Annotated in this window: 21 protein-coding genes; 4 read left to right on the forward strand and 17 right to left on the reverse strand. The window is 58.7% G+C overall.

All coding sequences use genetic code 11. The features are described 5' to 3' along the window. Window positions 1–118 precede the first annotated feature (118 nt). Window positions 119–1,189 (forward strand): porin, encoded by a 1,071-nt coding sequence (locus tag AB6809_RS09545; RefSeq protein ID WP_371026468.1) that lies wholly within the window; start codon window positions 119–121, stop codon window positions 1,187–1,189. 715 nt (window positions 1,190–1,904) lie between these two features. Here the strand turns inward: AB6809_RS09545 and AB6809_RS09550 are convergent. Both AB6809_RS09550 and AB6809_RS09555 read right to left on the reverse strand, forming a co-directional pair. Next, window positions 1,905–2,774, reverse strand: a complete 870-nt coding sequence (locus tag AB6809_RS09550) for a TniB family NTP-binding protein (protein WP_371026469.1) — start codon at window positions 2,772–2,774, stop codon at window positions 1,905–1,907. A gap of 9 nt (window positions 2,775–2,783) precedes the next feature. Next, on the reverse strand, window positions 2,784–4,403 hold the full coding sequence (locus AB6809_RS09555) for a Mu transposase C-terminal domain-containing protein (protein WP_371026470.1): 1,620 nt from the start codon (window positions 4,401–4,403) through the stop codon (window positions 2,784–2,786). Window positions 4,404–4,686: 283 nt separating this feature from the next. Here AB6809_RS09555 and AB6809_RS09560 point away from each other — a divergent pair, with 283 nt between their 5' ends. Beyond that, window positions 4,687–4,887, forward strand: a complete 201-nt coding sequence (locus AB6809_RS09560) for a hypothetical protein (RefSeq protein ID WP_027803822.1) — start codon at window positions 4,687–4,689, stop codon at window positions 4,885–4,887. Between the two features lie 312 nt (window positions 4,888–5,199). On the opposite strand, the gene AB6809_RS09565 is transcribed toward AB6809_RS09560, so the two are convergent. From AB6809_RS09565 to AB6809_RS09590, 6 genes are all read right to left on the reverse strand, one after another. Beyond that, a complete protein-coding gene (locus AB6809_RS09565) occupies window positions 5,200–6,693 on the reverse strand; it encodes a methyl-accepting chemotaxis protein (protein WP_371026471.1) in 1,494 nt (497 codons plus the stop codon). A gap of 51 nt (window positions 6,694–6,744) precedes the next feature. Further along, a complete protein-coding gene (locus AB6809_RS09570; protein WP_371026472.1) occupies window positions 6,745–8,388 on the reverse strand; it encodes a GMC family oxidoreductase in 1,644 nt (547 codons plus the stop codon). A gap of 4 nt (window positions 8,389–8,392) precedes the next feature. Next, window positions 8,393–9,889, reverse strand: coding sequence for an aldehyde dehydrogenase (locus tag AB6809_RS09575; RefSeq protein WP_371026473.1), 1,497 nt, complete (start codon window positions 9,887–9,889; stop codon window positions 8,393–8,395). A gap of 67 nt (window positions 9,890–9,956) precedes the next feature. After that, window positions 9,957–11,141, reverse strand: coding sequence for an OmpP1/FadL family transporter (locus AB6809_RS09580; protein WP_371026474.1), 1,185 nt, complete (start codon window positions 11,139–11,141; stop codon window positions 9,957–9,959). A 51-nt stretch (window positions 11,142–11,192) separates the two neighbouring features. Beyond that, on the reverse strand, window positions 11,193–12,155 hold the full coding sequence (locus AB6809_RS09585) for a 2Fe-2S iron-sulfur cluster-binding protein (RefSeq protein WP_371026475.1): 963 nt from the start codon (window positions 12,153–12,155) through the stop codon (window positions 11,193–11,195). 105 nt (window positions 12,156–12,260) lie between these two features. After that, a complete protein-coding gene (locus AB6809_RS09590) occupies window positions 12,261–13,583 on the reverse strand; it encodes a Rieske 2Fe-2S domain-containing protein (RefSeq protein ID WP_371026476.1) in 1,323 nt (440 codons plus the stop codon). Between the two features lie 433 nt (window positions 13,584–14,016). Between AB6809_RS09590 and AB6809_RS09595 the strand changes: the two genes are divergently transcribed. Then, a complete protein-coding gene (locus tag AB6809_RS09595; protein ID WP_371026477.1) occupies window positions 14,017–14,958 on the forward strand; it encodes a LysR family transcriptional regulator in 942 nt (313 codons plus the stop codon). A gap of 53 nt (window positions 14,959–15,011) precedes the next feature. Here the strand turns inward: AB6809_RS09595 and AB6809_RS09600 are convergent, their stop codons facing one another. The 8 genes from AB6809_RS09600 to AB6809_RS09635 all read right to left on the reverse strand — a co-directional run bounded on the left by AB6809_RS09600 (window position 15,012) and on the right by AB6809_RS09635 (window position 22,530). Beyond that, the gene (locus AB6809_RS09600; protein ID WP_371026478.1) at window positions 15,012–16,181 is read right to left on the reverse strand and encodes a porin; all 1,170 of its coding nucleotides are present in this window, start codon (window positions 16,179–16,181) and stop codon (window positions 15,012–15,014) included. Between the two features lie 287 nt (window positions 16,182–16,468). Next, complete coding sequence (locus AB6809_RS09605; protein ID WP_371026479.1) at window positions 16,469–17,422, reverse strand: Gfo/Idh/MocA family oxidoreductase; 954 nt, start codon at window positions 17,420–17,422, stop codon at window positions 16,469–16,471. Further along, complete coding sequence (locus AB6809_RS09610; protein WP_371026480.1) at window positions 17,419–18,261, reverse strand: class III extradiol dioxygenase subunit beta; 843 nt, start codon at window positions 18,259–18,261, stop codon at window positions 17,419–17,421. Before AB6809_RS09610 ends, AB6809_RS09605 begins: the two co-directional genes overlap by 4 nt. Continuing rightward, a complete protein-coding gene (gene ligA / locus AB6809_RS09615; RefSeq protein ID WP_371026481.1) occupies window positions 18,254–18,664 on the reverse strand; it encodes a protocatechuate 4,5-dioxygenase subunit alpha in 411 nt (136 codons plus the stop codon). Before ligA ends, AB6809_RS09610 begins: the two co-directional genes overlap by 8 nt. After that, on the reverse strand, window positions 18,661–19,575 hold the full coding sequence (locus AB6809_RS09620) for an amidohydrolase family protein (RefSeq protein WP_371026482.1): 915 nt from the start codon (window positions 19,573–19,575) through the stop codon (window positions 18,661–18,663). Before AB6809_RS09620 ends, ligA begins: the two co-directional genes overlap by 4 nt. Window positions 19,576–19,688: 113 nt before the next feature. Then, the gene (gene ligK, locus AB6809_RS09625; RefSeq protein WP_371026709.1) at window positions 19,689–20,390 is read right to left on the reverse strand and encodes a 4-carboxy-4-hydroxy-2-oxoadipate aldolase/oxaloacetate decarboxylase; all 702 of its coding nucleotides are present in this window, start codon (window positions 20,388–20,390) and stop codon (window positions 19,689–19,691) included. Window positions 20,391–20,395: 5 nt separating this feature from the next. After that, window positions 20,396–21,424: an amidohydrolase family protein gene (locus tag AB6809_RS09630; protein ID WP_371026483.1), complete on the reverse strand. Its 1,029-nt coding sequence runs from the start codon at window positions 21,422–21,424 to the stop codon at window positions 20,396–20,398. Continuing rightward, window positions 21,421–22,530: a 4-oxalomesaconate tautomerase gene (locus AB6809_RS09635; RefSeq protein WP_371026484.1), complete on the reverse strand. Its 1,110-nt coding sequence runs from the start codon at window positions 22,528–22,530 to the stop codon at window positions 21,421–21,423. Before AB6809_RS09635 ends, AB6809_RS09630 begins: the two co-directional genes overlap by 4 nt. Before the next feature lie 114 nt (window positions 22,531–22,644). Here AB6809_RS09635 and AB6809_RS09640 point away from each other — a divergent pair, with 114 nt between their 5' ends. Further along, entirely contained in the window at window positions 22,645–23,592 is a 948-nt protein-coding gene (locus AB6809_RS09640) for a LysR family transcriptional regulator (RefSeq protein ID WP_371026485.1), read from the forward strand. Between the two features lie 342 nt (window positions 23,593–23,934). Here the strand turns inward: AB6809_RS09640 and AB6809_RS09645 are convergent, their stop codons facing one another. Next, on the reverse strand, window positions 23,935–25,590 hold the full coding sequence (locus AB6809_RS09645; protein ID WP_371026486.1) for a tannase/feruloyl esterase family alpha/beta hydrolase: 1,656 nt from the start codon (window positions 25,588–25,590) through the stop codon (window positions 23,935–23,937). Between the last annotated feature and the right edge of the window lie 5 nt (window positions 25,591–25,595).

Here is a 25,595-nt window from a genome sequence, read left to right on the forward strand (position 1 = left end):
GAAAAGACTCCACAGCTCGCAGAAGAAGCGCCTCGACGTTTATTTGCCCAAAACTTGACATTGTCAAATTTTCGTTGCGGCCATAAAACGAACAACAGACAAAGGTAAGGAGAAGACCTTGAAAAAGCTATACCTCGCAGAAATTGCCTTAGCCGGCGCCGTTCCGCTGTCAAGCTATGCCCAAACGTCGGTGACCCTTTATGGCGTGGTCGACAGCGGTATTTTATACAAGACGCATGCGGGGTCGGGCGGCTCCGCATGGTCACTGGGAACAGGCATCGATTCGACGAACAGATGGGGTTTGACCGGTCGTGAAGATCTCGGCAACGGCCTGTACGCGACGTTCGAACTCGAAAGCGCCTTTCGCATCAATACGGGCGCTTTGATCAATGGCGGCCAACCCGCGAGTTCCGGAACCGTGTTGTTTGATCGGGGAGCGACAGTCGGCATAAGCAGCAACGTTGCGGGCGCCCTTCTGCTCGGCAAGAACCGCTCACCGCTGTTGCGCACCCTGGCGCGACTCGATATCGAGGGCTATTCGAATTTTGGCTCATTGAACAACCTTCTTTATGAGAACCTGTCCGGCTATACGGGGTATCAATACTCGTGGGTGGACAATTCCGTCGAATATATGAGTCCGGATATCGGCGGGTTCCAGGGTTCGGCAATGTACTCGTTCGGCGGTGTGGCGGGCGATATCAAATCCAAACAGGTGTTCTCTATCGGCGGCACTTATCATCTGGGCAGTTTCACGGGCGGGGCGGCTTACTTCTCGGGACATGACGTGACCGGCGCCACCGATGCCACCACGGCGCGCGCGTATACCGTCGGTGCAAATTACGGCTGGAGCCAGTTCAAGTTCATGATTGATTTTGCCAACTTCAAGAACCCTTCGCGCGGCACCAGCGACAACTTTTACACCGCCGAGGTCGCGTACATGCCGACGTCTTTCTGGACCGTCACCGCAACGTATATGTATCAGGACGACCGCGTCACCAGTGACCGCAATGCCAGCCTGTACAAGCTCGGGCTGAACTATGCGCTGTCTCGTTCCACATCACTATATTCGTTCGTAGGCTATGTGAGGAATAACAAGCTGGCCATGTTGGGATTGCAGAACTCCGCTCCCACCGGAGTCACGGGAAAGAATCAGTTCGGTGCTGCAATAGGCGTTCGCCATCTTTTCTGATACTACTTGCTGCCCATTGCCGTCCGGTCGTCGTTCGACTAGGCAGCTGCAGTCCAGCGAGCGTACATCTGCGTTCATCGAGACCGAAGTTCAGCGCGGCGTCGGGATCGGACGTGGTCACGATGTTCCACCCTGCCCGACCGCCGCTGTTGGAGCCCACAATTGACGCTAGCAGCGTTCACAGAAGCGCTAGCAAGTTCAGTAACGCCGCTAGCGTAGCCATCCGTTTCTGGGAAATCGGGGAGTTCGATAGCGCGATATTGCCCGGAGCGCCGCACCGCAGTTGGCGGCTTTTCCAAAGACCGATGCAGGGACCGCTTCCAGCAGGCTATGATGCACGGTGCAGTATTCAGCATCGGGACTGAGCCATTCCCTCTTCCACCGTGGGGCCGAAACGTCGACATCGTTGAGCACGAGACATTTGAAACAATAGACAAGGTAACGCTGGTCGGCCATCCATTCGGGTGGCGTCTGGATCGCTGCCAACCTACCCTCGCTCATCCGCGCCAACTTGGACAGCTGATCCAGCGGTGATGCGGAGACCGGGGGAAACAATATCCATCCCGCTTTTCCAAGGTTCGGCAGATCCAGCCCCGTGCTCGTTTCCCACAGCATGCCCACGCTAATCTGGCAACACGTCGCGACTCGACCTAGCCAGCTGCCAAATGCCTCTTCGAAAAACGGCCTGGGAGCAAGAGGCCATGGCTTCACAGGATCAGGCATGTTCGCGAGCGACACGCTCGAGATGCGAGATGTCGATGAGCTCTTCTCCGTTTCGGATAGAAAGCTCCGCTCCGTCGTTCAGGATTGTCGAAATGGCGCCGGTAAGCCCACCACTCGCTTCCAGAACGTACTGGACAATCTCGCGCCGTGAAAGATCGGACGGTTTCCTTAGCGGCAGCACCCTTTCGAAGGCGGCGAGAAGCCGCCGAAGGCTATCGCTCTCCCTCCACCGCGGTATCTCGAATGGCCTGTAACGGCTCACCATCTGCGGATCGGTTTGAAGCGCAAGCACTGCGTCGCGCGTGCCCACCAGGACCATGCTGATCTGCAGATCATTTGCAAGGTATTTCAGCAGATTCAGAGAGGCACGCTGCTCACGATACGTTCCTGCAAGCAGGTGATGCACCTCATCCACAATCAACATTTGCGGCGACATCCGTTTCAGGATATCCCGCGCCAGCCGTTCGAGAGACGCCAGACCGGCAGCAGCGTTATGGGGAGCGCCGAGTTCGAATAACAGCGCAGAACAAAACCTATGTTGATCTGGAGTCGGGGGCATCTGGACGGAAACAACCGGACACCGCTCTACACCTCGTCTCTCGTCAAATTCGTTGGGATGGGCACGCCTGAACTTCGCCGTAATCTTGGTCTTCCCAATGTTCGAATCGCCGTGCAACAAGAGGCATGGCATACGGTCGCGTGGGGGTGTCTCATAGAGCCTCTGAAGCACCTGTAACGCTTCGGTCGCGCGCGGATAATCGATCCAGCGATCACGAAGGAGACCTTTTACACGATCCTCGCTTCCCAACTGCGCCTGCTCTCTGGCAGCCGGAAGTAAGTGCGCCAGTCCATCGTGCTTCATGTCGGCTCCTTACCACTGTTCGACGTCGTACGCGGTCACTGGTAAGTCATAATCCACCTGTTCCGCGTCCCGCTGTTCAGGTTGCTGCTCGACTCCCTGCCGGTCTAGCCTTCCCAAAGGAGGAATGCTCTGCGATCTGGAACGCCGACGCTTCCGAGTGGCTCGCGTCGCATTCATGATCACACTCCGTTGCTCCATGATCGTCTCAAAAATTCCTCTTTGTGAGATCGTTCGCTGTCCTCTATCCCTGATCGCTTTCAAAGCTGCCCGCTGTTCGAAGAGCGAGATGGGAGGCCGCCGCAAATCCGCGTAACGCACCTCTATGTAGATCTTCTTTCCCGCACTTACGATTACCCTCGACAGGTCCTCGGGATGGTAACGCACAGTCACAGCACGGCGTGTCTCCCGCCATGCGGCGAACAACGGGTGCCAATACCGGATCCGAAATATGTTGAGGCCATCCGCCTGTATTGTTCGTGGCTCGACTGGCAGAAACCTTATCAAAAATTGAAGTTCTGCATCCGGTGCATTCGGCAGATATCGGGACTCAGCCGAGCTGGAAAGTTCGCGCCACTTTTCGGCAGGAGGAAGCCCAGACAAGCCGCGATGAGGGCTTTGATGATATCGCCTTCCGATTTCGATCGTCATCCATTGTTCGAAGTCCTTAAGTGTCAGGCTGGCGGTTTTCTCGGCCTGGCGAGCCTTGCGTCCTTTTGCGGACGATCCCGTCGCTCCTGGCAACCCACGCACGCGCTCCATCAACGTCCGGTTCAGCCGTTCAATATGGCCACCAAAATGGGGCTTACCGACCGGACGATACATAAGGTCAATGCCGTATTCACGGCATCCGCTGCGGAGCGCCCTGCTCTTGAATTCAGCGGCGTTATCAAGATGCAGGACACGCGGAATACCTCTCATGGGCCAGTCTGCTTCTACGCCTATCTTGGCAAGCCATGCCGCCTTCGGCAGCACGACCCGTGTCAGAAGCAAGCCGACCGTGGCCGCGCCGGGTCGTTCCATTCTCAGGTAGAAGCCCAGCACGCACCTCGACGCAACATCAAGTGCGAGGGACAGCCACGGGCGGCCAATAACCTGCCCGTCCAACTCGCTCACCAGCAGGATGTCGGCCTGCGTGTGATCGATCTGGACGATGTCAAGCGGATAGCGGACCCCGAACGTGCCGGGTGCAATCATCGACTCGGGAAGTGCAGCTCGTGCCAATGCATCTTGCTGGCGATATGCTGTCCATCGGCGAGCCACCGTAGACCGACTGGGAGAGTCCAGGCCCGCAACCGCACATCGACGTTTGATTTCAAGCACCAGGTCGGTTGCTGGATGGGCCAGTTGCCGTTGCGCGGGTAACCATTCGTGCACGACATCGTCGATGACGGTCTCAACCGCGGCGTCCAGTTGCCCGCCTGGTATGCGACCGCAAGGCGACGGCTGTAAAGTGCTCGTTACAGGATTCGCGAGAAAGCGGCGACGCAGGCGATAGACGGTCGCCCAATGAACCTTGAGCAATTGCGCCGCGCGTTTCGCCTGCTCCCGGGAAAGCTCACCGTTTCCCAGAGGTCTCAACACCGACGCTATTTTCGCTGCCCGAGCTTCAATCTCCTCGGAGGACGCCATGTCTACCCCCATATGCGGCAAGGACGCGCTAGCAGCATTAGAGAACATGAAATCGACGCTAGCAACGTTAGTGGACATCGTGCCACTCAGCCGTTGCGCCGTTACAACAGCCTAAAATCGCTCGATTTTCCATTTTTTGCTCGATATGTCGAGCACTTTCAGTCAATTTTCTGCTAGCAGACTTACTGACGCGGCTAGCGGCAACTGTGGGCACCAACATCATCATCGAGATCCTCCCGCGCACCCATCCGATTCGCGCGCCCCCGACATTCCGAGGCAGCGTATGAGCGCAAATGACCAGGATCTTCATTCGGACCGTCGGCTCTTCGGCAACGAGCGCCAACAGGAGACACTCACGTCTGCCGCTCCAGGCAGCCCCTGGCGCCGCTCGCGGCATCGTCACATCATCCCGGTCGACACCTTCGAAACCGCCTTCGACACCATCCCGACCCAGGTTCGCTTCAGCATCCGGTGGCAAGGCTGACGGTGAGCCCGCTTTATTCCCCATAGCCGATCCAGGTTCCGGCCGCGTCGGTTCACTCCGCGGTTTCCTCCCTTCAGCCTTGTCCAACGCCTGCCCGCATGCGTCGCCGTGCACTCATGGGCTGCGGACAAGGGCAGGCATCGAACAACGCTTAACGGAAAGACTCAGTCGTCGATAGAGAGAAGACATTCGCCGGCACGATTTGCGAATGTCAGTGAAGCGTCCTTCTTTAAGGACGCTTCACTGAAGAGCTGCTGGCGCGGTCTTTATGCGGTCAACCAGTGCGTCCTGCGACCCACGTCCGGTTTGATCTCAGATGTCGAAGAGGGAGACGGCTTGCGCGACGCCGGCCGCTTTCAGACGGATTTTTTCGGATATCGAAGCAACGGCGTCTACCAGCGCCGAATTCCGTTGCGTCGTCACGTCAATCGCCGTTATGGCCTCTTCGATCTGCACCATGCCATGCCGTTGTTCGGCACACGCATCCTTTATCTCACCAATCAGGTTGCAGACTGTGGTTACGGCGGCCTCCGTTTCCCGCATTTTCGCGCCGGCTCTTTCTGCGACGCCGCGGCCCTCCTGGGCCAGATTTACGCTATTTGTGGCAAGGCTACGGATTTCATTGGCGGCCGCCGCGCTTCGCTGAGCAAGAGCCCTCACCTCGGCGGCCACGACCGCAAAGCTGCGCCCGCCTGGTCCTGCACGAGCCGCTTCCACTGCGGCGTTTAGAGCAAGAATGTTGGTCTGATACGCTATCCCATCGATCACGCCCAGTATGCTCCCGCTTTCCGAGCTGGACGCATCAACCTGCCGCATGATCTCGACCATCCGCTCGACTATCTCTCCTCCCGCACGCGCCACAACCGTGGATTCCTGCGCAAGTCGATCCGCCTCGCTTGCCGCCTCCGTATTGTTCGAAATCGTCGCGTTGAGCTGCTCGACACTAGCTGCAGTATTCTGAATACTACTAACCTGTTGATCGGTCCGTTCGGACAGGTCACGATTTCCGCCAGCTAGCGTCTCGGTCCCCGAGGATACATGGATCACCCCGTCACGCACATCGGCTACCGTTGTCCGCAAGTTCAGGATCGCCTGGTTGAGTAGCAGCAGGACGTCCCCTAATTCGTCATCACGCGGCAAGCCAGGCGCAATGTCGAGCTGTCCTGCCGCCAGACCAATAGCCACCCGGGTGATTTCGCGCAAAGGCCGATAAACCATTTTTGTCAAAAGCCAACCGGCAATGACGAAGACAGAGAGCAGCACGGCGCATATAGTTTCAAGACGTATTCCATTGGAAGATGCAATGCACGCCGAGAACGATGCCAGCAACAGCCCCAGCACGACACTCGCAATCTTCCAACGCAAACTTATGCGTATGGCGCCGGACGGCGAAAAGAACCCTCTTTTCTTCCGAACTCTTCCGCCGTGTACAGACCAGTCCCTGCTGCCGTCACCGATCATTCGGTAGGCGTGGGCTACGTCGGCGGCCTCCGCAAGTTCGATGGGTTCGATCATCGCAATTGCCCGTTTGCCGGAACGGCTGGGCATCAGATTCGATCGGGCCCAAAAAACCTCACCAGTCACCGTTCGGTAAGCGAGGAATCCAATCCATGGGCGATTAGCCCGCACCGTTTTCTGGATATCGAGCAGGACGGCCTTAGGTATATCTGCAAGTAGCGACGACGCTGGCGCATTAAGCACGGCTTCGCGGGACCACCCGAGCGATTCCACGAACGTGTCGTTCACATATTCAACGTTCCCATCAAGTGCCACCATAACGAGTGGACGGCGTGCGCTTGACGTCATGTTTCCACCTCGCAAAGATCGCTCGCAGCATCACGTGTGTCTGTCATCGCTTCACTCGGGCTGCATTGCATGCGAACGGTCGCTCGCCGCAGGTGACACGGTTGCGCTCGACATCATGATGTCCACCGCTCGATCCGCGACCGCCATTACCGTCGCATTCGTATTGGAGCTAATGATCGACGGCATCATCGATGCATCGAACACACGCAACCCGGTGACGCCTTTCACTTGGAGATCCGGCGTCAGGACTGACATCGGATCGTCAGGATGCCCCATCCTGCATGTGCCGACCGGATGATAGTTGGATTCCGTCGTCCGCCTGATGTACTCGGACAGTTCGTCGTCCGACTGGAGCTGGAGCCCCGGCCCCACTTCGGCCTTTACGATAGACGCGAAAGGTTCGTGAGCCGCGATTCCTCTCAGATACCGGATCGCTTCGACGAGCCGCTTCGTGTCTTCGTCATCGTGGAGCCAGTTGGGATCGACCAATGCATCGTCTGTCGGGTCGGCCGATTTCAGCCGCACGGTTCCGCGTGAACGCGGCCGCACGAGATTCGCCATCAGCGTCATGCCGTAGGACGGCTTTGGAGCCTGCGGATCGGGCCACATAACCCCAACGCAATAGAGCTGCAGGTCCGGTTCGTCGTCCGGGACGCTGAGGTTCACGAACGCCATCGTTTCCGCACCGTTCGACGCAATAGGACCGTTATGGAAAGCAAGGTATTGCAGCCCGTTCCATAGGGCACGTGCTCCGCGATCCTCGCCGAAGTAACCGTGCTGCCCGTGCGTGGTCATCGAGACCACCGCGACGTTATGGTCCTGCAGGTTTTCGCCCACGCCCGGCGAGTCGACCCGCACCTCCACGCCGTGTTCGCGCAGATGGGCGGCGGGACCGATGCCCGACAACATCAGCAGCTTGGGCGTCGCGAAAGCGCCGGCGCAGACAATCACTTCGGACGACGCCCGCGCCTGCATGAGCGCGCCGCGTGCCGTGTATTCGACACCGACCGCGCGTTCTCCCTCGAAAACAATGCGATGCACATTGGCTTGTGTGACCAGGGACAGCAGCGGATCGGACATGACCGGCGCAAGGAACGCATCTGCAGCACTGCAGCGTTGCCCCTTGTGCGTAGTCGTCTGCATATACCCGACTCCGCGCAGCGTTCCGGCATTGAAGTCCGTCGCGAACGGCAAGCCCTTGCGCTGCATGGCACGCACAAACCGGTCCGCCACATCGGCTTTGTACAACGGGTCCGAGACCTTCAGTGGGCCGTCGGCGCCGTGCGCCTCGTTGTCGAGTCGCTGGTTGCCTTCCTGTTTGCAGAAATACGGCAATAACCCTTCCCACGACCAGCCCGGATCACCCGTAGCGGCGACCCAGCGTTCGTAGTCGGTACGCGATCCCCTGGTATAAGCCATCGCATTCACGGAGCTGCCGCCGCCGACAACATTGCCCTGCGGAATGGAGACCGCGCGACCACCCAGCGACGCCTGCGGGGCCGACGCGTAGCGTTTTATAAGCGGGCTACCGTTGAACAGCATTTTGAACGTCCCAGCGGGCATACGGATCAGCGCGCTGTTAGCCGGCGGCCCTGCTTCCACCAGCAGCACTTTCGCCCGCCACTCGCGAACCAGTCGGTTCGCCGTCACGCAGCCAGCGCTCCCGGCGCCGACCACAATGTAGTCGTAGTCCATCACGTCACTCCTGCCGCGCGCGCGGCGAACCGGCAGGAAGATATATCGCCTGGTCTTCCAGGAATGCGTGCAAGCCCTCTGGACCTCCCTCTCTCCCGATCCCCGATTGCTTGAAGCCGCCAAACGGCACGTTAGGCGCCATCTCCAGTCCGTTGACCGAAACGTTGCCGGTTCTGATCCGCCGCGCCATTGCATAACCGCGCTCGACGTCGCTGGTGAACACCGTACCGCTCAGTCCGAAGTCGGTATCGTTCGCCAATGCCACCGCCTGGTCGACGTCGTCGTACGCGATGATCGACGCGACGGGGCCGAAAATTTCTTCGCGGGCAATCGTCATGTCGGCTGTCACGCCTGCGAATACGGTAGGCTCGACGAAGAACCCCTCTTCAAATCGAGGACTGCGGGCACCGCCCGTCGTGATTCGCGCCCCTTCCTTACGCCCCGCCTCGATGTATCCGAGCACCCGGTCGAGCTGACGGCGGCTCGCAAGCGGGCCAACCTGCGTGGCCATGTCCCAGGGGTCCCCTACCTTGAGAGAGCCAATGACCGCGCTATAGGCTTCGACGAACTCCTGCTCGCGCGTGCGCGGGACCAGGATTCGTGTCTGTGCAAAGCAGATCTGCCCGGAGAACGGCATTGTGAACGGCGCTAGCGCGGCAAGCGTCGGATTCAGTTCCGCATCATCCAGAACGATGGCGGCAGATTTTCCGCCCAGTTCGAGCGTCACTCTAGCAAGCCGGTCAGCACAGGTTCTAGCAATCACCTTTCCTGTGGCTGTGCTCCCGGTGAAGCTGACCTTGTCGACTTCCTGCTTGGCTACCAGATGTGCGCCTCCGTCCGCGTCAGCAGTAATCACATTCAGTACGCCCGGCGGGAGGCCCGCCTCGTGCGCGCATTGCGCGACAACAAGCGCATCGAACGGTGTTTCTGGGGGCGCCTTGACCACAACCGTGCATCCGGCAGCCAGTGCCGCGCCCAGCTTATAGGAGAGAATGGGTAGTTGCGCGTTCCACGGCGCGATCAGCGCAGCAACGCCGACTGGTTGCCGGATAATGCTGGCCGTTCCGTTGCGCGTGGGCCGGCTCTCTTCAAAAGCGAAGGTCGACGCCAGGTCGGCGTAGTAATCAAGCATTGCCGTCGCGGTGGGTACGAACATATCCGCGAACCACACAGGTGCACCGACTTCAGCAGTCCAGATGCGCGACAGGAGCGTCATGCGGGACGCCAGCGACGCGGACATCCTTCGCAGGCAGGCGGCCCGTTCGGGGCCAGTCATGCGTGGCCAGGGTCCGGTATCGAACGCTCTTCGCGCGGCATCGACCGCTTTGTCTACATCCTCCGCGTTCGCGAGCGACACCGTTGCAAAAACCTGTTCAGTCGACGGCGCCACGAGCGATACGGATGCATTGGAGACAGGTTTCACCCACTGCCCATCGATGTAAAAGCTGGATAGCAGGTCGGGAGCCAGTTCGGATGTCGGGTCAAACGGAAAGGTAGGCATGGGTTCTCCTGATATTCACTGCGTCTTCGTGGCCGGATACGAACGCCGGCGTCTGCGGGAGTGCGAACTAGAAACGATGCCCGTAACTAACGCCAACGACCTCGGTTCGCGTTCGTTCGCTGAACCCGGTACTGGCACCGTCTCCGGTCACCGTGACGGGGAATCCATATTCGAAGACTCCGCTCACTTCATCGGTCTTGTTGAACCGGTACGACGTGCCGACGGAAACCGATGTTGATACCGGCATCGCGGAAAGCAGATTCTGCGCGACCACAGAAGGACCGATAGGATGATTGCCGCGTGAGAATCCCGTGCGCAGCGTCCAGCGCGAATTGACGTCCCACGCCGCACCGAGGCGGAAAAAGTCCTGGTTTTGCCAGCCGAATCCTTGCGCGGAGCCGATTACCGTATTGGAAAATTCCATATGTAACCAGTCTGCCGCCAGTGTCACGCTCGGTATGATCCTGTAGGCAATGCCGACGCCGTATTGGGCGCCGATATCGATGCGGCCGCCGCCAGCCGCCAGCAGGTCGTCTTTGTAGCCGGCGAGCTTACTCATCCGGATGCGCGAGGCGTAACTTGCTCCAAAGGTGAAAGCAGGCGTCGGTTGCCAGATGTAACCGACCCGTGCTCCGTAGCCGAACGCGTTCGACACACCGTGCGAAGGCAGCGGCTGGAGTGTCCCGTCGCTCATGGGGACAATGGCGCCATTCGCAGAAAATCGCTGATAGGCCAGCGCCAGACTGAAACCGAGGATGTTGTGTTCTGTGATCCTGTACGTGACAGTCGGCGCAGCGATTGCGGTCTGCAAGCTCGATTGAGCCACTCCTGCACCGGCAATCGAGAGCGCGGGTCGGCCATAGCTCGTGCCCACACCAACCCCGAATAGAGAAACACCCAATGTGAGCCGCGGCGAGATCTGCCAGTTCGCGCCTCCATTGGGAACCGGATACACTTTTCCGCTATGCAGTCTGTTGGACGCACTCCCATAGTCGAAATCTGTCAGCGGCTCCAGAAGCTGAACGCCGAAGTCGGTTCGCGATCCGACTAGCCCCATGCCGGCTGGATTGTCGGCCGCGGCCGTACTGTCCTGGGGAAACGCGATCGAAGTTCCGCCCATACCGGCGGACAGGACATTGGACCCGCTAAGCGCGATGCCGTCGACAGCCACTGCGTACTTCACGGGGAGTATTACAAGGGCGCTCGCGGTTAGCGCGCGCACACAGCCAGTCCTGCCAAAGCGCTTTGACATCGTTGTCTCCAGTCTTTTTTATGAGTTTTTCCCTTAACTGCCGACTCCGAATTACAAATCGACCACCAGCACCTTCGTAAGCGAACGGGATACACACATCGCCATGCAATCCCCCTTCGCGTGTTCCTGTGCAGTGAGAAAGTAGTCGCGATGGTCTGGGCATCCTTCGAGTACCTTCACGATGCAGGTCCCGCAGACTCCCTGCTCGCAGGATGTCTCGACGTCCGTTCCATGCTCTCGCAGCACATCGACAATCGTTTTGTCCGCGGGGATGGTGAACGTCTTGTCCGACCGGGCGAGCCTGACGTCAAAGGAGGTGTGCGGCTCGGCCTCCGATGGCGCCGCAGCGGCAAAATACTCGAGATGAACGGCGTCGTCTGGCCAACCGTGACGCGCGGCGACCATGCGGACTGTGTCCATGAAGGGCTGAGGTCCGCACAGGTACAGATGACATCCGTCATGGCGGTTGCGCAGCGCATCGTCCAACGTCGCTTCGACAGCATCGCGCTCCAGGCCGAATAGCAGCCGGCACGAGCTATTGAGCGGCTCACTGCCCAGTTCGTCTCGGAATGCCGTGTGAGTTTCAGAGCGGGTGAAATACAGTAATTCGAACGCACGGTCCTGACGGTGGAACTGTCGCGCCATGCTGATAATCGGCGTAATGCCGATACCCCCCGCCACCAGCAGATTGCGTTGAGCTTCAGCACAGGTGGTGAAATGATTACGCGGCGCAGAGATTCTCAGTAGACTGCCGACATTCAACGACTCATGGACAAACTTCGAGCCGCCGCGCGATTCGGGCTCCCGCTTGACGGCGATCTCGTACGTCGATGTGTCGGTACACGATCCGCACAGCGAGTACTGGCGGATCACTCCCGAATCAAGATGCACATCGATATGCGAGCCAGGCTCCCACGCCGGCAGCACAGATCCGTCCTGCGGCAAGAGTTTCAACAGGCGGATTCCCTCGGCAATGATTTCGGCAGCAACGACTCGAACGGGGATGGTATTCATGGCAAAAATACGTCAGGGAGAGTCAGGTCACACAACGACGACGTCATTGCGGCAAAGAATAATTGCGTCCCGCCGGAAAACCTGGCGAGACGCGTGGACGTTTTCTTAAGTCGTGCGCGGTTGCAAACTGAACAGCTCGGCACTTTCGCTGTAACCCGCGCAATACGTTTCCTTTGACTCCCCAGCGCCGATCTCTCCGGTTATCACGACCATGTCCCGGAAATCGTTGTCTTCCTGGCGGCGAACCACGCCGCGAGGATCTCCGTTTTCCGCTACCACCTGCGCCGCCTCGTCGAGCATCCGGCGCGCTCGTACGATGGCAATATCGGACGACGAAAGGTGCTCGCCGCTCTGCTCGTGGATCGTCCCCTGCGACTGGGTGATCGCAATGTCATGCACGGAAAAACACTCGCCCAAACCCAGGTAAGCCTGGCGCTTCATCGATTCGCGATCCTGTGAATACAGGTCGTCTTTGGCGCGCCGCATGCGGTCGCCTTCGGCTTTTTCGGATTCGTATTGTTCCGCGAGTGCGGCCTTATCGAGTTTGCCGCTGCGATGAAAAATGAACTCCCAGCGCCAGTGATGTTCATCATCGATAGGAACGTCCCACAGCATCGTTACCCCGCCGTCACCGAGATAGCCCTCGAAGCCACCAACAGCGCAGGCGTTAGGCATCACGAAATTAGTGATGCGGATTGACGACCGATCAGTGCCTTCGATCTTGCGCAGGGTATATAGCCTCACGCCAAAGCGTGTATCCTCCACAGCCAGCTCGGGCCTCGCCTGATTCGAAAACACGCCCCAGCGGGCTTGCATGTCCGCACTCGACAGCTCCAACTGATGCAAGTAAGACGTGTGAACAGGATCGATATTGCCTTCGCTCGCCTGCATCCAGTTGCAGTCCCCAAACCAGCGCGTCGTGTAGCGATACTCGCTACCGCCTGCGAGCGCCGGATAATTCGGAAAAAGCGGTGGTTCGCCTGGACCCATATACGCCCAGAACGCGCCACCCGCCTCATGAAGCGGATATGACTTCATTCGGATCCGGTCTTTGGCGGTAGCCGAAGCTTCGGCAGGCTGATCGAGACAATGGCCATTCACGTCGAACAGCCAGCCGTGATAAGGACAACGAATACCGCCAGATTCAATACGGCCCAGCGCGAGGTCCGTGCAGCGGTGAGCACACTTCCGGTCGATCAGACCGACATGACCATCGTCATCGCGAAACAACACCAGGTCTTCGCCCATGATGCGAATCGGCTGTGGCGCAGAACCGACTGGCAACGAATCGATCAACGCCACTGGCTGCCAGTAACGCCGAAGCAATTCGCCTGCAGGCGTGCCGGCATTGGTCTGCGTGAGGTACTGGTAGCGATCCGCTCCGCGCGGGCGGGGCTTGATGGTGATTGGATGTGTGGAGGTGTCCATAATGTCTCCTGTGTTTTGTTCAAAGGGCAAGACGTAAAAGGCGGGCGCACCCGGCTGGGACTGGCGTCAACCTATGCGCCGTCGTCCGGACTCCTGTGACGCGGACGCCCAGACAGAAGCGGGAATGCAAGCACCACCACCACAGCCGATCCGACATACCCGATAGCCAGCCGCCGCATGAGCCCCGCTGTTCCCAACACCTCGAAATGACCGTCAACGAATGCATTGAACAGCGTGCCCGCCAGGCAGGTCAGAAACGAGCCGAGCAGGCTGTTCCTGATAACAGTGCGGCCACGCCGCCATAAAGTGATCCATCGCTGCAGAGACATTGCCAGTTCACTCGGTGTCCATGAGTGTTAAGATATAGTGATATCTGATTTAGGGAAACCGCATCATCGGCATATCTGATATACATTTTCGGTAGGACTGGCAAATGGAAATAAAACAGCTTCAGCATTTCTCGCGCATCGCTGAGATCGGCAACCTGACGCGGGCCGCCAGCGTGCTTGGGTTGACCCAGGCGGCACTGAGCCGTCAGGTCGCGCAACTCGAGGCAGAGCTTGGCACCGAGCTATTCCGGCGCAACGGCCGCGGCCTTGTCCTGACCGACGCCGGTCAGAGGCTGCTTGACCACGTTCCGATGGTCCTGCGTCAGGTCGCGCTAGCGGAACGCGCGGTCAGAGGCAGTGTTGGGCCGGCGCAGGGTAACCTCGTGCTCGGACTACCCCCCAGCCTTGCACGCACAGTCGTCGTCCCGCTAATTGATGCCTTCCGCGAGCACTTGCCAGAAGTGACACTGCGCACCGTCGACGGTCTATCGGCGAATCTGGTCGATATGGTCGGCACGGGCAAGCTCGACTGTTCAGTGGTCTATAACCAACCGCCTAGCGATTCCGCCGAATTACGCCTGCTAGCCGACGAGGAGTTGTACCTTGTCTCTGGGCCACTGACCCAGCGCGCTGGAAGAGCGCTGCCGCGCTCCCTTGCGCTCGCAGACGTGGCGACACTCCCGCTCGTGACAGCGGGCACCAATAATGCAGTGCACGCGGCACTGGCGACCGCCATGGCCTCGCTCGGCCTGACGCCGCAGGTTGTGCACGAGATCGAAAACCTGACGGCGATACTGGAACTGGTCCGCAAAGGTTACGGAAGCGCCGTGATCCCGCTGAGTGGTGTGCACCCCTGCATCAGAGACTCCAACCTACGACTGCATCGCATTCGCAAGCCAATTCTTAAATGCAGTCTTTCCGTTGCGACGCCGGTGCGTGCGCTGAACGACTCCCTGATTGCGCAAGGTACTTCGTTAGTACGCGACGTCGTGCGACAGCAACTCGTGCAATTTCATGGAGATGTCGAAAAAGCCATCGACGGGTGACACCCACAACGGCATAGATTCCATGGCCTCGCCAGAAGCCATGGAACACGTTTCTAGAAGCGCTGCTGAATACCGAAAAGAACACCGACCTGTTTCGCATTCGCCACCGTGGAGTAACCCGCCCCAACGGAATAGGACGCACGACTGTTGTTCTGCATGAAGCCGAGCATCGTGTAGACGGATGTTCTTTTCGACAGGAGATACGTCGCGCGCATCACGTAGTAGTTGGCATTCTTGTGATCCGTTGTGGCGATCCTCGATACCTCCGCGTCCAGCGCGATATCTGGCTTGAGCATGTAAGAGGCGCCGCCGTAGAAAATGTTGGTCTGGTAGTCCGTTGCCGCAGTCGTCATTCGGTGGATTGCGCCGCCACGCAAGGCAAGCTCCCCCAACTGAAAATAGCCACTGACCATATATCGCGTCGTCTTCTGACCTGCACTTGAGAGCAGCAATGGCATCGACGGATCATAAGAAACGCTGCCTGGCAACAAGCCGGGGCCGCCGCGCAACTGATCGTACACGAACTGTAGACCGTACTCCGGCCCCCAATAACCGGCCAGCGCCGTAATCTGACGGCACGCTGTCGAGTTTCCTGGAACATTGCCCGGACAATTGGTTGCGCCGGGGTTGAATGCCGCCCCGCCATTTACCGTTGGGCTACCCTGGCTGCTCGCAGCATCCCGGCCGGTGCTGTAGGTGGCACCCAGAACGAAATGATGAAAATCGTTGAAGTAACTTATCGTGTTGTCGGAACGGCTATTGGGCAGATACGGATCAAGCGCCGCCAACGAATATAGCGCCGGCCCGAGGACAGTCGACTTCATCAACGCGATATACGTCATATTGATCTGACGCCCCGCGCGAACCGTGCCATACGGTGTTTCAAGTCCTACCCACGCCGATCGGCCAAAAAGCCGGTTTCCATTTTGAAGAGCACCTGAGTTCGGTGCAAAGCCACTCTCGAGTTCAAAAATGACATTCAATCCCGCACCGAGGTTTTCTTTTCCACGCAACCCCCAACGAGACGGGAGCGAGCTGGATAAGGAGGTCATCCGGACCGCAGAACCGGAAGCGCTCTTTTGACCCGGCGTCCTGGCCGCCTGACTTTCCCAATCTATACCGGTATCAATAATTCCATAGAGGGTCACGCTGCCCTCTGCATATGCCTGCACGGACACGAGCAGCGCGGATGCGAGTACCGCCGCGTTCAGAATTTGTTTCATGTCTCCAATCCTTAAAAGATTTCTTTTTTATTTTTGTAACCAACGACGAACGGCGATTCGTTTGCGACCATCAAACCCGGCAATCCACAAAAGGAGAGCAAGGTTGACTGTCGGCCGAACGGTACTTCAGATTGTTTATTGGTAATGCTAACGATCGTGCTAACACCACGCGGTGTAGATGTCTTTGGCTAACGTCCTCCACGGAGTCATTTCATTGCCGGTCTGCAGTGTCAACGCCGTCACGCGAGCTAATCACCCGCGCTAAGCGTGACCCGTGAACCGGCTGCTCACTCTAGCTGTCTGGCAAGCTGGTGTAAGACCCGGTAGCATGGAAGCACGCTTGCGACGCTTGCATTCGGCTCGCGGCATTCGCGGATCGCTGCGAAAAATTCCTTGTCTTGCCGCGCTACTCCGCTCAACACCGGCTCGGCCATATCAAGGTCAAGAGTCTCTCCCATGCCGTTGGTCAACACGTCATAGCGGGCGATGTAGGTCAAGCCGTCGCCTATATATCGAAACGTTGATCCCAACGGTCCATCGTTGTTGAAACTAAGAGATAGCGTGCACACTGCACCGCCGCGACTCTTGAGTTGGATTGACATATCGAGGGCAATGCCAAGCCTCGGATGGATAGGCCCTTGCAACACATTGGCAGCGATTACCTCTTCACCGGTCTGATACTGGAACAGGTCTACGGTATGAGCCGCGTGATGCCACAACAGATGATCCGTCCAGTCCCGCGGTTGCCCAAGGGCATTTGTATTGAAACGGCGCAAAAAATGTGTCTGCACATCGAGCTGACGTAACGAAAACTCGCCAGTCAGAATGCGTTCGCGCAGCCACTGATGCCCCGAATTGAAACGTCGCGTATGTCCGCACATCGCGACCAACCCCGTGCGTTGCTGCCAAAGCGCAACCGCTTGCGCATCGTCAAGCGAGTCCGCAAGGGGAATCTCCACCTGAACATGCTTGCCCGCCTGCAGGCAGATGATCGCCTGAGCGGCGTGCAATGGAGTTGGCGTGCAGAGGATAACCGCGTCGAGATCGGGCTGAGACAGCACTTCGTCCAGTTGCGCGCTTGTCTGTGCAATCTGATAGCGGCCCGCGACCTCACGCGCTTTTTGGAGGTTTTCGTCTACGATGCACACCACTTCGGCTACATCGAGGCTCTGAATCGCGTCCAGATGCTGAATGCCAAATGCCCCAGCACCGGCGAGCGCGACTTTCAGCGGCTTGATCACGTGTCCTCCAATACCAGCAGACCATAGGCTGTGTTCGATGCCGGCACGTGATAGAAACGATGAATCAGACGAACCGTTTCACTCATCGCACCGCGCATGATGAGCCACATGATGATCTCCAGCCCTTCAGAGCCCGCCTCGCGCAACAGTTCTGTATGTCCGATCCTCGCCAATGACAGCGGATCACGCACCATGTCGTCGAGCCATTGATTGTCGTAGGGCGCGTTGATCAGTCCGGCGCGCTCCCCCTGCAATTGATGCGACATGCCACCGGTCCCGAGCACAGCTACCTTGATGTCGGGACCATACGAATCGATTGCCCGGCGAAGAGCCTGTCCAAGCTTGAAGCAACGCAAGGCGGTCGGCTGAGGATACTGGATCACATTGACGCACAATGGGATCACACGGCAGGGCCACTGCTGCGGCTGACCAAACAGCAGCGAGAGCGGCACAGTAAGACCGTGATCCACCGACATTTCCCCAACCATCGTCACATCGATTTCATCGTTCAACACCAGCGATTCGATCAGGTGCCACGCCAGCGCCGGGTCTCCAAGGCACGTCGGTACGGGCCGAGGTCCATACCCCTCGTCATGTGGAGGAAACTCGTTCGCGACGCCTATTGCAAATGTCGGAGTGACATCGAGACCGAATCTCGACGCGTGATCGTTATAGACAACGATAACCACGTCGGGCTTGACCTCGTCCATCCAGTCGCGCGCGGCCTGCACTCCGTCGAACAGCGGTTTCCAGTATGGTTCCTGAGTTTTTCCGTGATCGATGGCTGCACCAATTGACGGCACATGTGAAGTACCCACCCCTCCGACGAACCTAGCCATGAGACCACTCCTCGACACTGCGGTTACCGTTGATCGGACGGCCACCGGAAATCATCATCTCGCGGAAGTCATCCACTGACATTCCGTTGGCCGACATGGCCGCGCCGACGTGCTGCATCGTAAGACCGTCGAAAATTGCCAGCTTAAACGTGTAGTAAATGTTCCCGCCGAGTCGTAACATTGCGAGCCAGTCCCGATTCAGCACGGCATTGCGTTGCTCGTCGCTCAACTTGAAATTCTTCAGGTAGCCGGGAGAGTCGGCTCGAAAGGCTGCACGATTGCTTTCCAGGTCTAGCGACTTGCAAAACATGTTTAGCGCGTATCCCTTCTGACAATGGGCCCCATCGAAGACATAGGTGCCGGGAATCTGGCGATAGTCGCGAGCGTTGGTCGCATTCATCATTTCCCCCAGTACAGTCGCATGGGATTGTCGACCAGCAGCTTGCGCTGGAGCTCAGGCGTCGTGGCAATGCTAGGAATAAAGTCCACCAGCAATCCATCGTCCGGCATATGATTCTTCAGATTCGGGTGGGGCCAGTCGGTGCCCCAAAGCACCCGATCCGGGAACGTTTCCACCAAGCGCCGGGCGAACGGCACCACGTCCTGGTAAGCGCCCTGCTCTCCGTTCAGCGCTGGTTTTCCAGTTATAGAAAGTCGCTCGGGGCAGCTAACTTTGGACCAGACGTTGGCATGCTCGCGCATGAATTTCACGAGCAGTTCGAAATCCCTTCCGTCTACAGGTTGGGTGACGTCAGGCCGCCCCATGTGGTCGATCACCACGGTAGTCGGCAGTCCCGAGAAAAAGTCCCACAGCTCTGGCAGGTCCACAGCCTCGAAATAGACAACGACATGCCAGTTCAGTTTGGCGACGCGATGTGCGACTTCTATCAGTTCTTCTCTCGGTGTAAAGTCGACGAGACGTTTGACGAAATTGAATCTGACTCCCCTGATCCCGGCAGCATGCAACGCGTCAAGTTCCTGATCGCTGACATTGCGTTTTACCGTCGCAACGCCGCGCGCTTGGCCGCCAGAACTGAGGCACGCGTCCACCAGCGCACGGTTGTCTGCGCCATGGCAGGTTGCCTGCACGATTACATTGCGCTCAAACCCCAGGTGATCGCGCAACGCAAACAGCTGTTCCTTGCTGGCATCGCACGGGGTGTACTTGCGCTCGGTTGCATAGGGAAAGCGCTCACCGGGACCAAACACATGGCAGTGGGCATCTACCGAACCGGCCGGTAGCTGGAAACGCGGTTTGGAAGGACTCTGGCACCAGTCCAACCAACCGGGTGACTTTGGGAAATGCTCGCTCATTGTCTTTCTCGTTCCGTCTCAATCTATTTCAGGCCCAGTTTCTGAATGCTCTTCAATGCCGGAATAAGGGTGGAGAAAAGCGCCCTGCGAGGTCATCGCTTGACTCATGTCAATCAATCGATGTACTTGAGCCCTGCCCGTTCCAGCGGTTCGCGCATCGAGTACATATCCAGCCCGAGGACCCCAGCGGCCAGCTTCTGACGTTTATCGGCTTCGTTAGCCTCCCGCGCGGCCGCTGCGTCGGCGACTCTTTGCGCCAAGGCGGCCGGGACCACGACGACGCCGTCTTCGTCGGCCACAACGACATCGCCCGGATTGACCAAAGCGCCAGCACATACGACCGGAACGTTGACGGAGCCGAGAGTCGCCTTGACCGTACCTTTTGCGCTCACTGCTTTCGAAAAAACGGGAAACTTCATGGCAGTGAGATCCTTCACATCCCGGCATCCGCCATCGATCACGAGGCCTACGGCTCCGCGCGCCCGGAAGCTGGTGGCCAGGAGGTCACCGAAGAAACCGTCGGTGGTGTCGGCCGTTACGGCGGCGACGACAATGTCACCCGGCTGAACCTGCTCCGCCACAACATGCATCATCCAGTTGTCGCCCGGATGGAGCAGCACTGTCACTGCGGTGCCGCACGCGTACGCGCCTGCGTACACCGGGCGCATGTAGGTTTTCATCAGGCCCATACGCCCCATCGACTCGTGGATGGTTGCCACGCCGAAGGCTGAGAGTTTTTTTACTGCAGCCTCGTCGGCGCGAACGATGTTGCGCTTGACAACGCCAAGCTGGCTGCCGAGATGGGTATCAGTCATGGTGCTCATAATCCTCTGCGTTTCAACGCCGCATCGAGGCGCGGATATACACGCCGCGCATTGCCTTCGTAAACCTTCTGCCGGTCCTGCGCGGAAAGATTCGTCGAGGCATCTATATAGCGTCGAGTGTCGTCGTAATAGAAGTTCGTCTCCGGATCGATGCCTCGCACCGCGCCGATCATTTCGCTTGCGAAAAGAATGTTGTCGACCGGTATTACTTTGGTTAGCAGATCGATGCCTGGCTGGTGATAGACGCAGGTATCGAAGAAGATATTGTTGAGCAGGTGCTCTTTAAGCAAAGGCTTCTTCAATTCTTGCGCAAGACCACGGAAGCGACCCCAGTGGTAAGGAACTGCACCGCCGCCGTGGGGAATCACAAACTTCAATTCCGGGAAATCCTTGAACAGGTCGGAGGTCAGACATTGCATGAACGCTGTCGTGTCGGCGTTCAGATAATGCGCGCCCGTCGTGTGAAAGCAGGCGTTGCAACTGGTCGATACGTGCACCATCGCCGGAATCCCGTATTCAACCATCTTCTCGTAGATGGGATACCAGTGCCGATCCGACAGCGGCGGCGACGTCCAATGACCGCCGGAAGGGTCCGGGTTCAAATTGATGCCGACAAAGCCGTACTCCTTCACGCACCGCTCCAACTCCGGGATGCAACTTTTCGGATCGACACCTGGAGACTGGGGCAGCATGGCGGCGCCGATGAAGCTATCAGGAAACAGTTTCGAGACGCGATAGCAAAGCTCATTGCAGATCGACGCCCATGTCGCGCTGGTCTGGAAGTTACCGATGTGATGCGCCATGAAGCTCGCACGCGGTGAAAAAATCGTCAGGTCGCTTCCGCGCTCCTGCATTTTTTTAAGCTGGTTGTTGACAATCGATTCGCGCAGTTCGTCGTCGCTAATGTTCAGCTCGGTAGCCCGGGGTTGCTCTGCCGGCGCGGTCAACGCCGCGATCTGACGGTTACGCCAGTTTTCCAGCGCCGGGGGCGCCGTCGTGTAGTGGCCGTGGCAATCGATAATCATGCTGCACTCCCCTCCATGAAAGCCGAGTCACTCACCATGACTTCGCCACGCATGATCAGACGTGCGGTTCGCAACAGCGCCGCACGCTGCACCATCTGCGGATTGGCCGGATCGATCTCCAACTCGACGCTGAACTCGCCTGACGGATGTTCGACTGAGACCTGCTTGATGACGCCTGGCGGCACCGCTGCGAGACCTTGCGTGACACTGCCTTCCAGCACACACGCCGTGGCGACGGTGACCGCAGCAAGTACCCCGATCGCGTCATGACACACATGCGGGATAAAGCAGCGTGTCGCGAGAGTTCCGCCGGCGGTCGGGGCCGCAATCAGGCACATCTTCGGATAGTTTTTGGACGTCACGTCGCCAAGGCCCATCAATTCGCCGCAGCGCAAGCGAAGCGTTTCCAGCGTGGACTTCAGCTCGACGTCGCCATTCAGTTCTGCAACCGGTTCCCGTCCCGTGCGGCCCACGGCGTCGGCGCGCAGAAGCACCATCGGCATGCCATTGTCGACACAGGTCACATCAATCGCGAACGTTGCGTCTACTTGAACGTGATCCCGGACAGAGCCGGTGGGCAGCAGTCCCGAACAGACCGAGCCTGCCGTATCCAGGAAGTTGATCGAAATCGGTGCCGCGGTACCGGGCACGCCATCGATGCGCGCGTTCCCGTCGTAACGCAGTCGGCCGCCGGGCGTTTGCACGCTTATATCGCACGCCATATCGGTGTTGAGCGTGACGACGCGTAAGGTCGTGATGTCACCTTGCGGCGCGGCCAGACCGGTTTCCAGCGCGAATGGCACGACAGCCGCGAGCATGTTGCCGCAGTTGGGCGTCGTGTCGACTGTGTCCCCGTCCGGCTGCAACTGCGCAAACAGGAACTCGAGGTCTATGCCCGGCCGGCTGCTGCCACTTACGATCCCTACTTTGCTGGTCAAGGGATGTGCTCCCCCCAAGCCATCAATCTGACGAGGGTCTGGGGAACCCATCACATTGAGCAGGAGCTGGTCTCGCGCAGCTACGTCCGTCGGGAGGTCGGCCGCATTAAAAAACGGCCCACGCGACGTGCCTCCGCGCATGAACAGACAGGGTATGGCGTGTTGCATGGACGTTCTCGATCCGGCTCGTTGATGTGCTTGTATTTTTTTACATTATCTGCCATTCTGCAATGACATTTCCAGCATATTAGATATGCATGAAATGCAATTCTGGAGATGGTCATGGAACTGCGACAGCTTGAATCGTTTGTTCACGTTGCGGAGCTCGGAAGTTTCACCCGGGCTTCGAATTTCCTTTCGGTCGCTCAGCCCGTGCTGAGCCGTCAGGTGCGGGCTTTGGAGGTGGAATTTCGCCAGGCGCTGCTTGAGCGTAACGGTCGTGGAGTGACGTTGACCGAGGCTGGAAAGCGCCTCCTGGAGCATGGCCGTAGCGTTCTCGCCCAGATAGAACGCGCGCAGCTTGACATGGAGGAAGGTCGGGGCGCCTCTACTGGACGGCTTGTAGTGGCGCTGCCGCCTAGCGTTAGTCTTACCCTGACGGCACCATTAGTGAGAGTTTTCCGCGATCACTTCCCTAAAGCGACCCTTTGCGTGCTTGAGGGGCTGTCCACCTACGTGCTCGAATGGCTGACAATCGGCCGCGCCGACTGTGCCGTTGTTTACACGGTCCCGACTTCGTCAGCCGTGGAGTTGGCACCGGTGTTGAACGAGCAGCTTTATCTGGTATCGAGCCGCAGGTCGGACCCTTCATCCTCTGACCCACCAATCAATGACGAAATCAGTCTGGCGGATGTCGCCGAGCGAAATCTGGTTATGCCCAGCCGTCCGCACTCCATTCGTATGCTGGTAGAAGCAACCATGGCGCAGGCGTCGCAAAAACCGCGGATCACGCTCGAAATCGAAAGCATCCCGGCGATTCTCACGCTCGTCCGCGATGAGGGTGTACACGCGATACTGTCGCTCAAAGCGGTTCGCTCAAGCGGCCACGAGCACGATTTCCACGTCCGGCCGATCCGCCAACCCCAACTTCAAACTACCCTCTGGATAGCGACATCGGCGCAGCGCCCACGGGGGCCGTTGCTGGATCAGACAGTGCCCCTGTTGCAAAATTTGTTGCGTGATCATTGGGCGACTGGTGGTGGGAGCGTGGTAGACGCTGGGTCCGTATAGGGCGGCGAGCAACCGATTGAACTATGCTTGCTGACTACATGATGAACGCAGACCGCTGCCGAGGCACTACAGAGAAGCTGGCAGCATTTCGAACCGCGGCGAACGGTCGTATCATTGGCGACTGCTATTGTTTGCCGATCGGCCGTTGGCCCACTGGTCGGGGCGAGAGGATTTAAATCTCCGACCACCTGCACCCCATGCAGAAATTAGCGCCTGCTGACAATCTGCACCTTCGGGGCCGTGATTGACACGAAAATTCCGACTCGTTCCACGATATGCTGTGAGCGACCGCCTGGCGCCGATCGTGGCGCCGCCCTGCAGGCGGCGTAAGGCAATTGCGCGTCAGGAGCTAGCACACTGGAAGCTCGCGGCCACGGCGATATCTCCGCCAATGTACTTTGGCCATAGCGGATAACGGCAAAGCGGCCTCGTTCTACCGAGCGTTGCGGCGTTCAGATCGCTCATCGAGAGGGTTTCGGGCGCCTTGCCGGTCTCTACCCATTGATCGAGTGCGGAAAGGGAATCGACGGCCGGATGAAACGGTCCCGTGCCGTGGCCTACGCCCGGCATCAGGTAGAAGCGTGCGAACCCATCCACCGTGCTCTGTCCGAAGCGCTGCACAAGTCCGTTGTAGTAATCCGTGCTCGAGTCAGTGCTGACAATCTCGTCTGCAAGACCGTGCGTCATGATCAGCTTGCCGCCTTTCGCGACATAGGCGCTCAAGTCGGTGCTGGTCGCGTCCGTGAGCGCCGACACGGTTTGCACTCGCGACTGGTACGTACCGGGATTCAGCGGGTCGAATGTCAATGAATCGAAAGTCGGCACGCGCGTGACGAAGTACTTGACCCACTGGTCGCCCGTTACCCATTGGTTAGCGTCCTTCTTCCCCGCTGGGTTTGCAGGGACTCTGGACTCGCCGAGATCGCGCGTGGTATTTGGCCCGGCGAAGACCGAACCGGCGAGAATGTTGTAGCCGGCATAACGCATCACGCCGTTAGCAAGCGGATAAGGCAATTGCAGCGGCGCAGCAATGGTCTGCACGGTCGCGATCTGCGCGTCAGACAGACAGGTATCGCCCGAGTCCGCGCCGCTCGGGCAGCGCAGCGATGCCAGCACCGTGGCCGACTGTGCCTTGCACGCCGCCACGTTCGCGATGACGCCGTCGGCGACGCCGTCCAGCGCATCGCATGCGGTCATGACCGCGTTCTGCAGCAAGACCGTTTTCGCCACGTCGAGCCAACCCGCACCGCCATTCAGATAAAGCGCCCGGCCGAGCACGACATTGCTCAGGCGAAGCCCCGTATAGTTGAGCGCGGGACGGTTCACCACAATGCCGTCGTAGTCCTGCGGCCAGCGCTGCGCTTCGCTCAGACCATCGCGTCCACCCGTCGAACTGCCGAAGAAATAGACCTTGCCGGGCGCGCTCGCATAGCGCTTCCTGATCAGCACCATGGCGACGTCGTGTGTCTTCTTGAGGCTCAAGCCGCCGTAGTTCGCAAGCGACTCGTCGTTGGCGGCGAACTTGCCGTCCGTAATGCTCGAGCTCTGATGCCCCGAGTCGTCGCCGAAGGTCACATAGCCGTTTGCGAGCGGCGTGGATGTGCCGGTCGGGGCCATGTCGAGCGGATCGACACCGGTGATCAGCGTGCCGTCGAAACCGCCGCCGCCATAATGCAGCGCCTTGTGATTCCACCTGGTCGGGAGGTTGACCTGGAATTTGATGGAAGGCGCAGTCGGGTCGACCGGGGCGATTGCACCGTTCACCTGGCAGTATTCGCCGCTCGTTTCGACTAGCGTCGCGCTGGTAATCGTCGCGCCGCTGGTCGGTTCAGCAATCGAGGACGCAGGAATCGACAGCCCGCTCAACGCGCTGCATTGCGTGGCCGCGGTGGGCGCAGGCGTCGAACCGCCTGGATTCTCGCTGGTCGGTCCATTGCCGCCGCATCCGCTGATGCAAAAGGTGAAGGCGAGCGCCCACGCGAGCCATCTTCTGATCATCTTCG

It is taken from the genome of Paraburkholderia sp. RCC_158 (genome assembly GCF_041355255.1).
Classification (GTDB): Bacteria; Pseudomonadota; Gammaproteobacteria; order Burkholderiales; family Burkholderiaceae; genus Paraburkholderia; species Paraburkholderia graminis.

Excerpts from the sequence above, each read along its gene's own strand:
- AB6809_RS09570 (WP_371026472.1), bottom strand. The coding sequence starts at position 8,388 with ATGGACTACGACTACATTGTGGTCGGCGCCGGGAGCGCTGGCTGCGTG.
- AB6809_RS09595 (WP_371026477.1), top strand. The coding sequence starts at position 14,017 with ATGGAAATAAAACAGCTTCAGCATTTCTCGCGCATCGCTGAGATCGGC.
- AB6809_RS09610 (WP_371026480.1), bottom strand. The coding sequence starts at position 18,261 with ATGGCTAGGTTCGTCGGAGGGGTGGGTACTTCACATGTGCCGTCAATT.
- AB6809_RS09560 (WP_027803822.1), top strand. The coding sequence starts at position 4,687 with ATGAGCGCAAATGACCAGGATCTTCATTCGGACCGTCGGCTCTTCGGC.
- AB6809_RS09600 (WP_371026478.1), bottom strand. The coding sequence starts at position 16,181 with ATGAAACAAATTCTGAACGCGGCGGTACTCGCATCCGCGCTGCTCGTG.
- AB6809_RS09575 (WP_371026473.1), bottom strand. The coding sequence starts at position 9,889 with ATGCCTACCTTTCCGTTTGACCCGACATCCGAACTGGCTCCCGACCTG.
- AB6809_RS09585 (WP_371026475.1), bottom strand. The coding sequence starts at position 12,155 with ATGAATACCATCCCCGTTCGAGTCGTTGCTGCCGAAATCATTGCCGAG.
- AB6809_RS09550 (WP_371026469.1), bottom strand. The coding sequence starts at position 2,774 with ATGAAGCACGATGGACTGGCGCACTTACTTCCGGCTGCCAGAGAGCAG.
- ligA (WP_371026481.1), bottom strand. The coding sequence starts at position 18,664 with ATGATGAATGCGACCAACGCTCGCGACTATCGCCAGATTCCCGGCACC.
- AB6809_RS09630 (WP_371026483.1), bottom strand. The coding sequence starts at position 21,424 with ATGATTATCGATTGCCACGGCCACTACACGACGGCGCCCCCGGCGCTG.
- AB6809_RS09620 (WP_371026482.1), bottom strand. The coding sequence starts at position 19,575 with ATGAGCGAGCATTTCCCAAAGTCACCCGGTTGGTTGGACTGGTGCCAG.
- AB6809_RS09590 (WP_371026476.1), bottom strand. The coding sequence starts at position 13,583 with ATGGACACCTCCACACATCCAATCACCATCAAGCCCCGCCCGCGCGGA.
- AB6809_RS09635 (WP_371026484.1), bottom strand. The coding sequence starts at position 22,530 with ATGCAACACGCCATACCCTGTCTGTTCATGCGCGGAGGCACGTCGCGT.
- ligK (WP_371026709.1), bottom strand. The coding sequence starts at position 20,390 with ATGACTGATACCCATCTCGGCAGCCAGCTTGGCGTTGTCAAGCGCAAC.
- AB6809_RS09580 (WP_371026474.1), bottom strand. The coding sequence starts at position 11,141 with ATGTCAAAGCGCTTTGGCAGGACTGGCTGTGTGCGCGCGCTAACCGCG.
- AB6809_RS09645 (WP_371026486.1), bottom strand. The coding sequence starts at position 25,590 with ATGATCAGAAGATGGCTCGCGTGGGCGCTCGCCTTCACCTTTTGCATC.
- AB6809_RS09640 (WP_371026485.1), top strand. The coding sequence starts at position 22,645 with ATGGAACTGCGACAGCTTGAATCGTTTGTTCACGTTGCGGAGCTCGGA.
- AB6809_RS09555 (WP_371026470.1), bottom strand. The coding sequence starts at position 4,403 with ATGGCGTCCTCCGAGGAGATTGAAGCTCGGGCAGCGAAAATAGCGTCG.
- AB6809_RS09565 (WP_371026471.1), bottom strand. The coding sequence starts at position 6,693 with ATGACGTCAAGCGCACGCCGTCCACTCGTTATGGTGGCACTTGATGGG.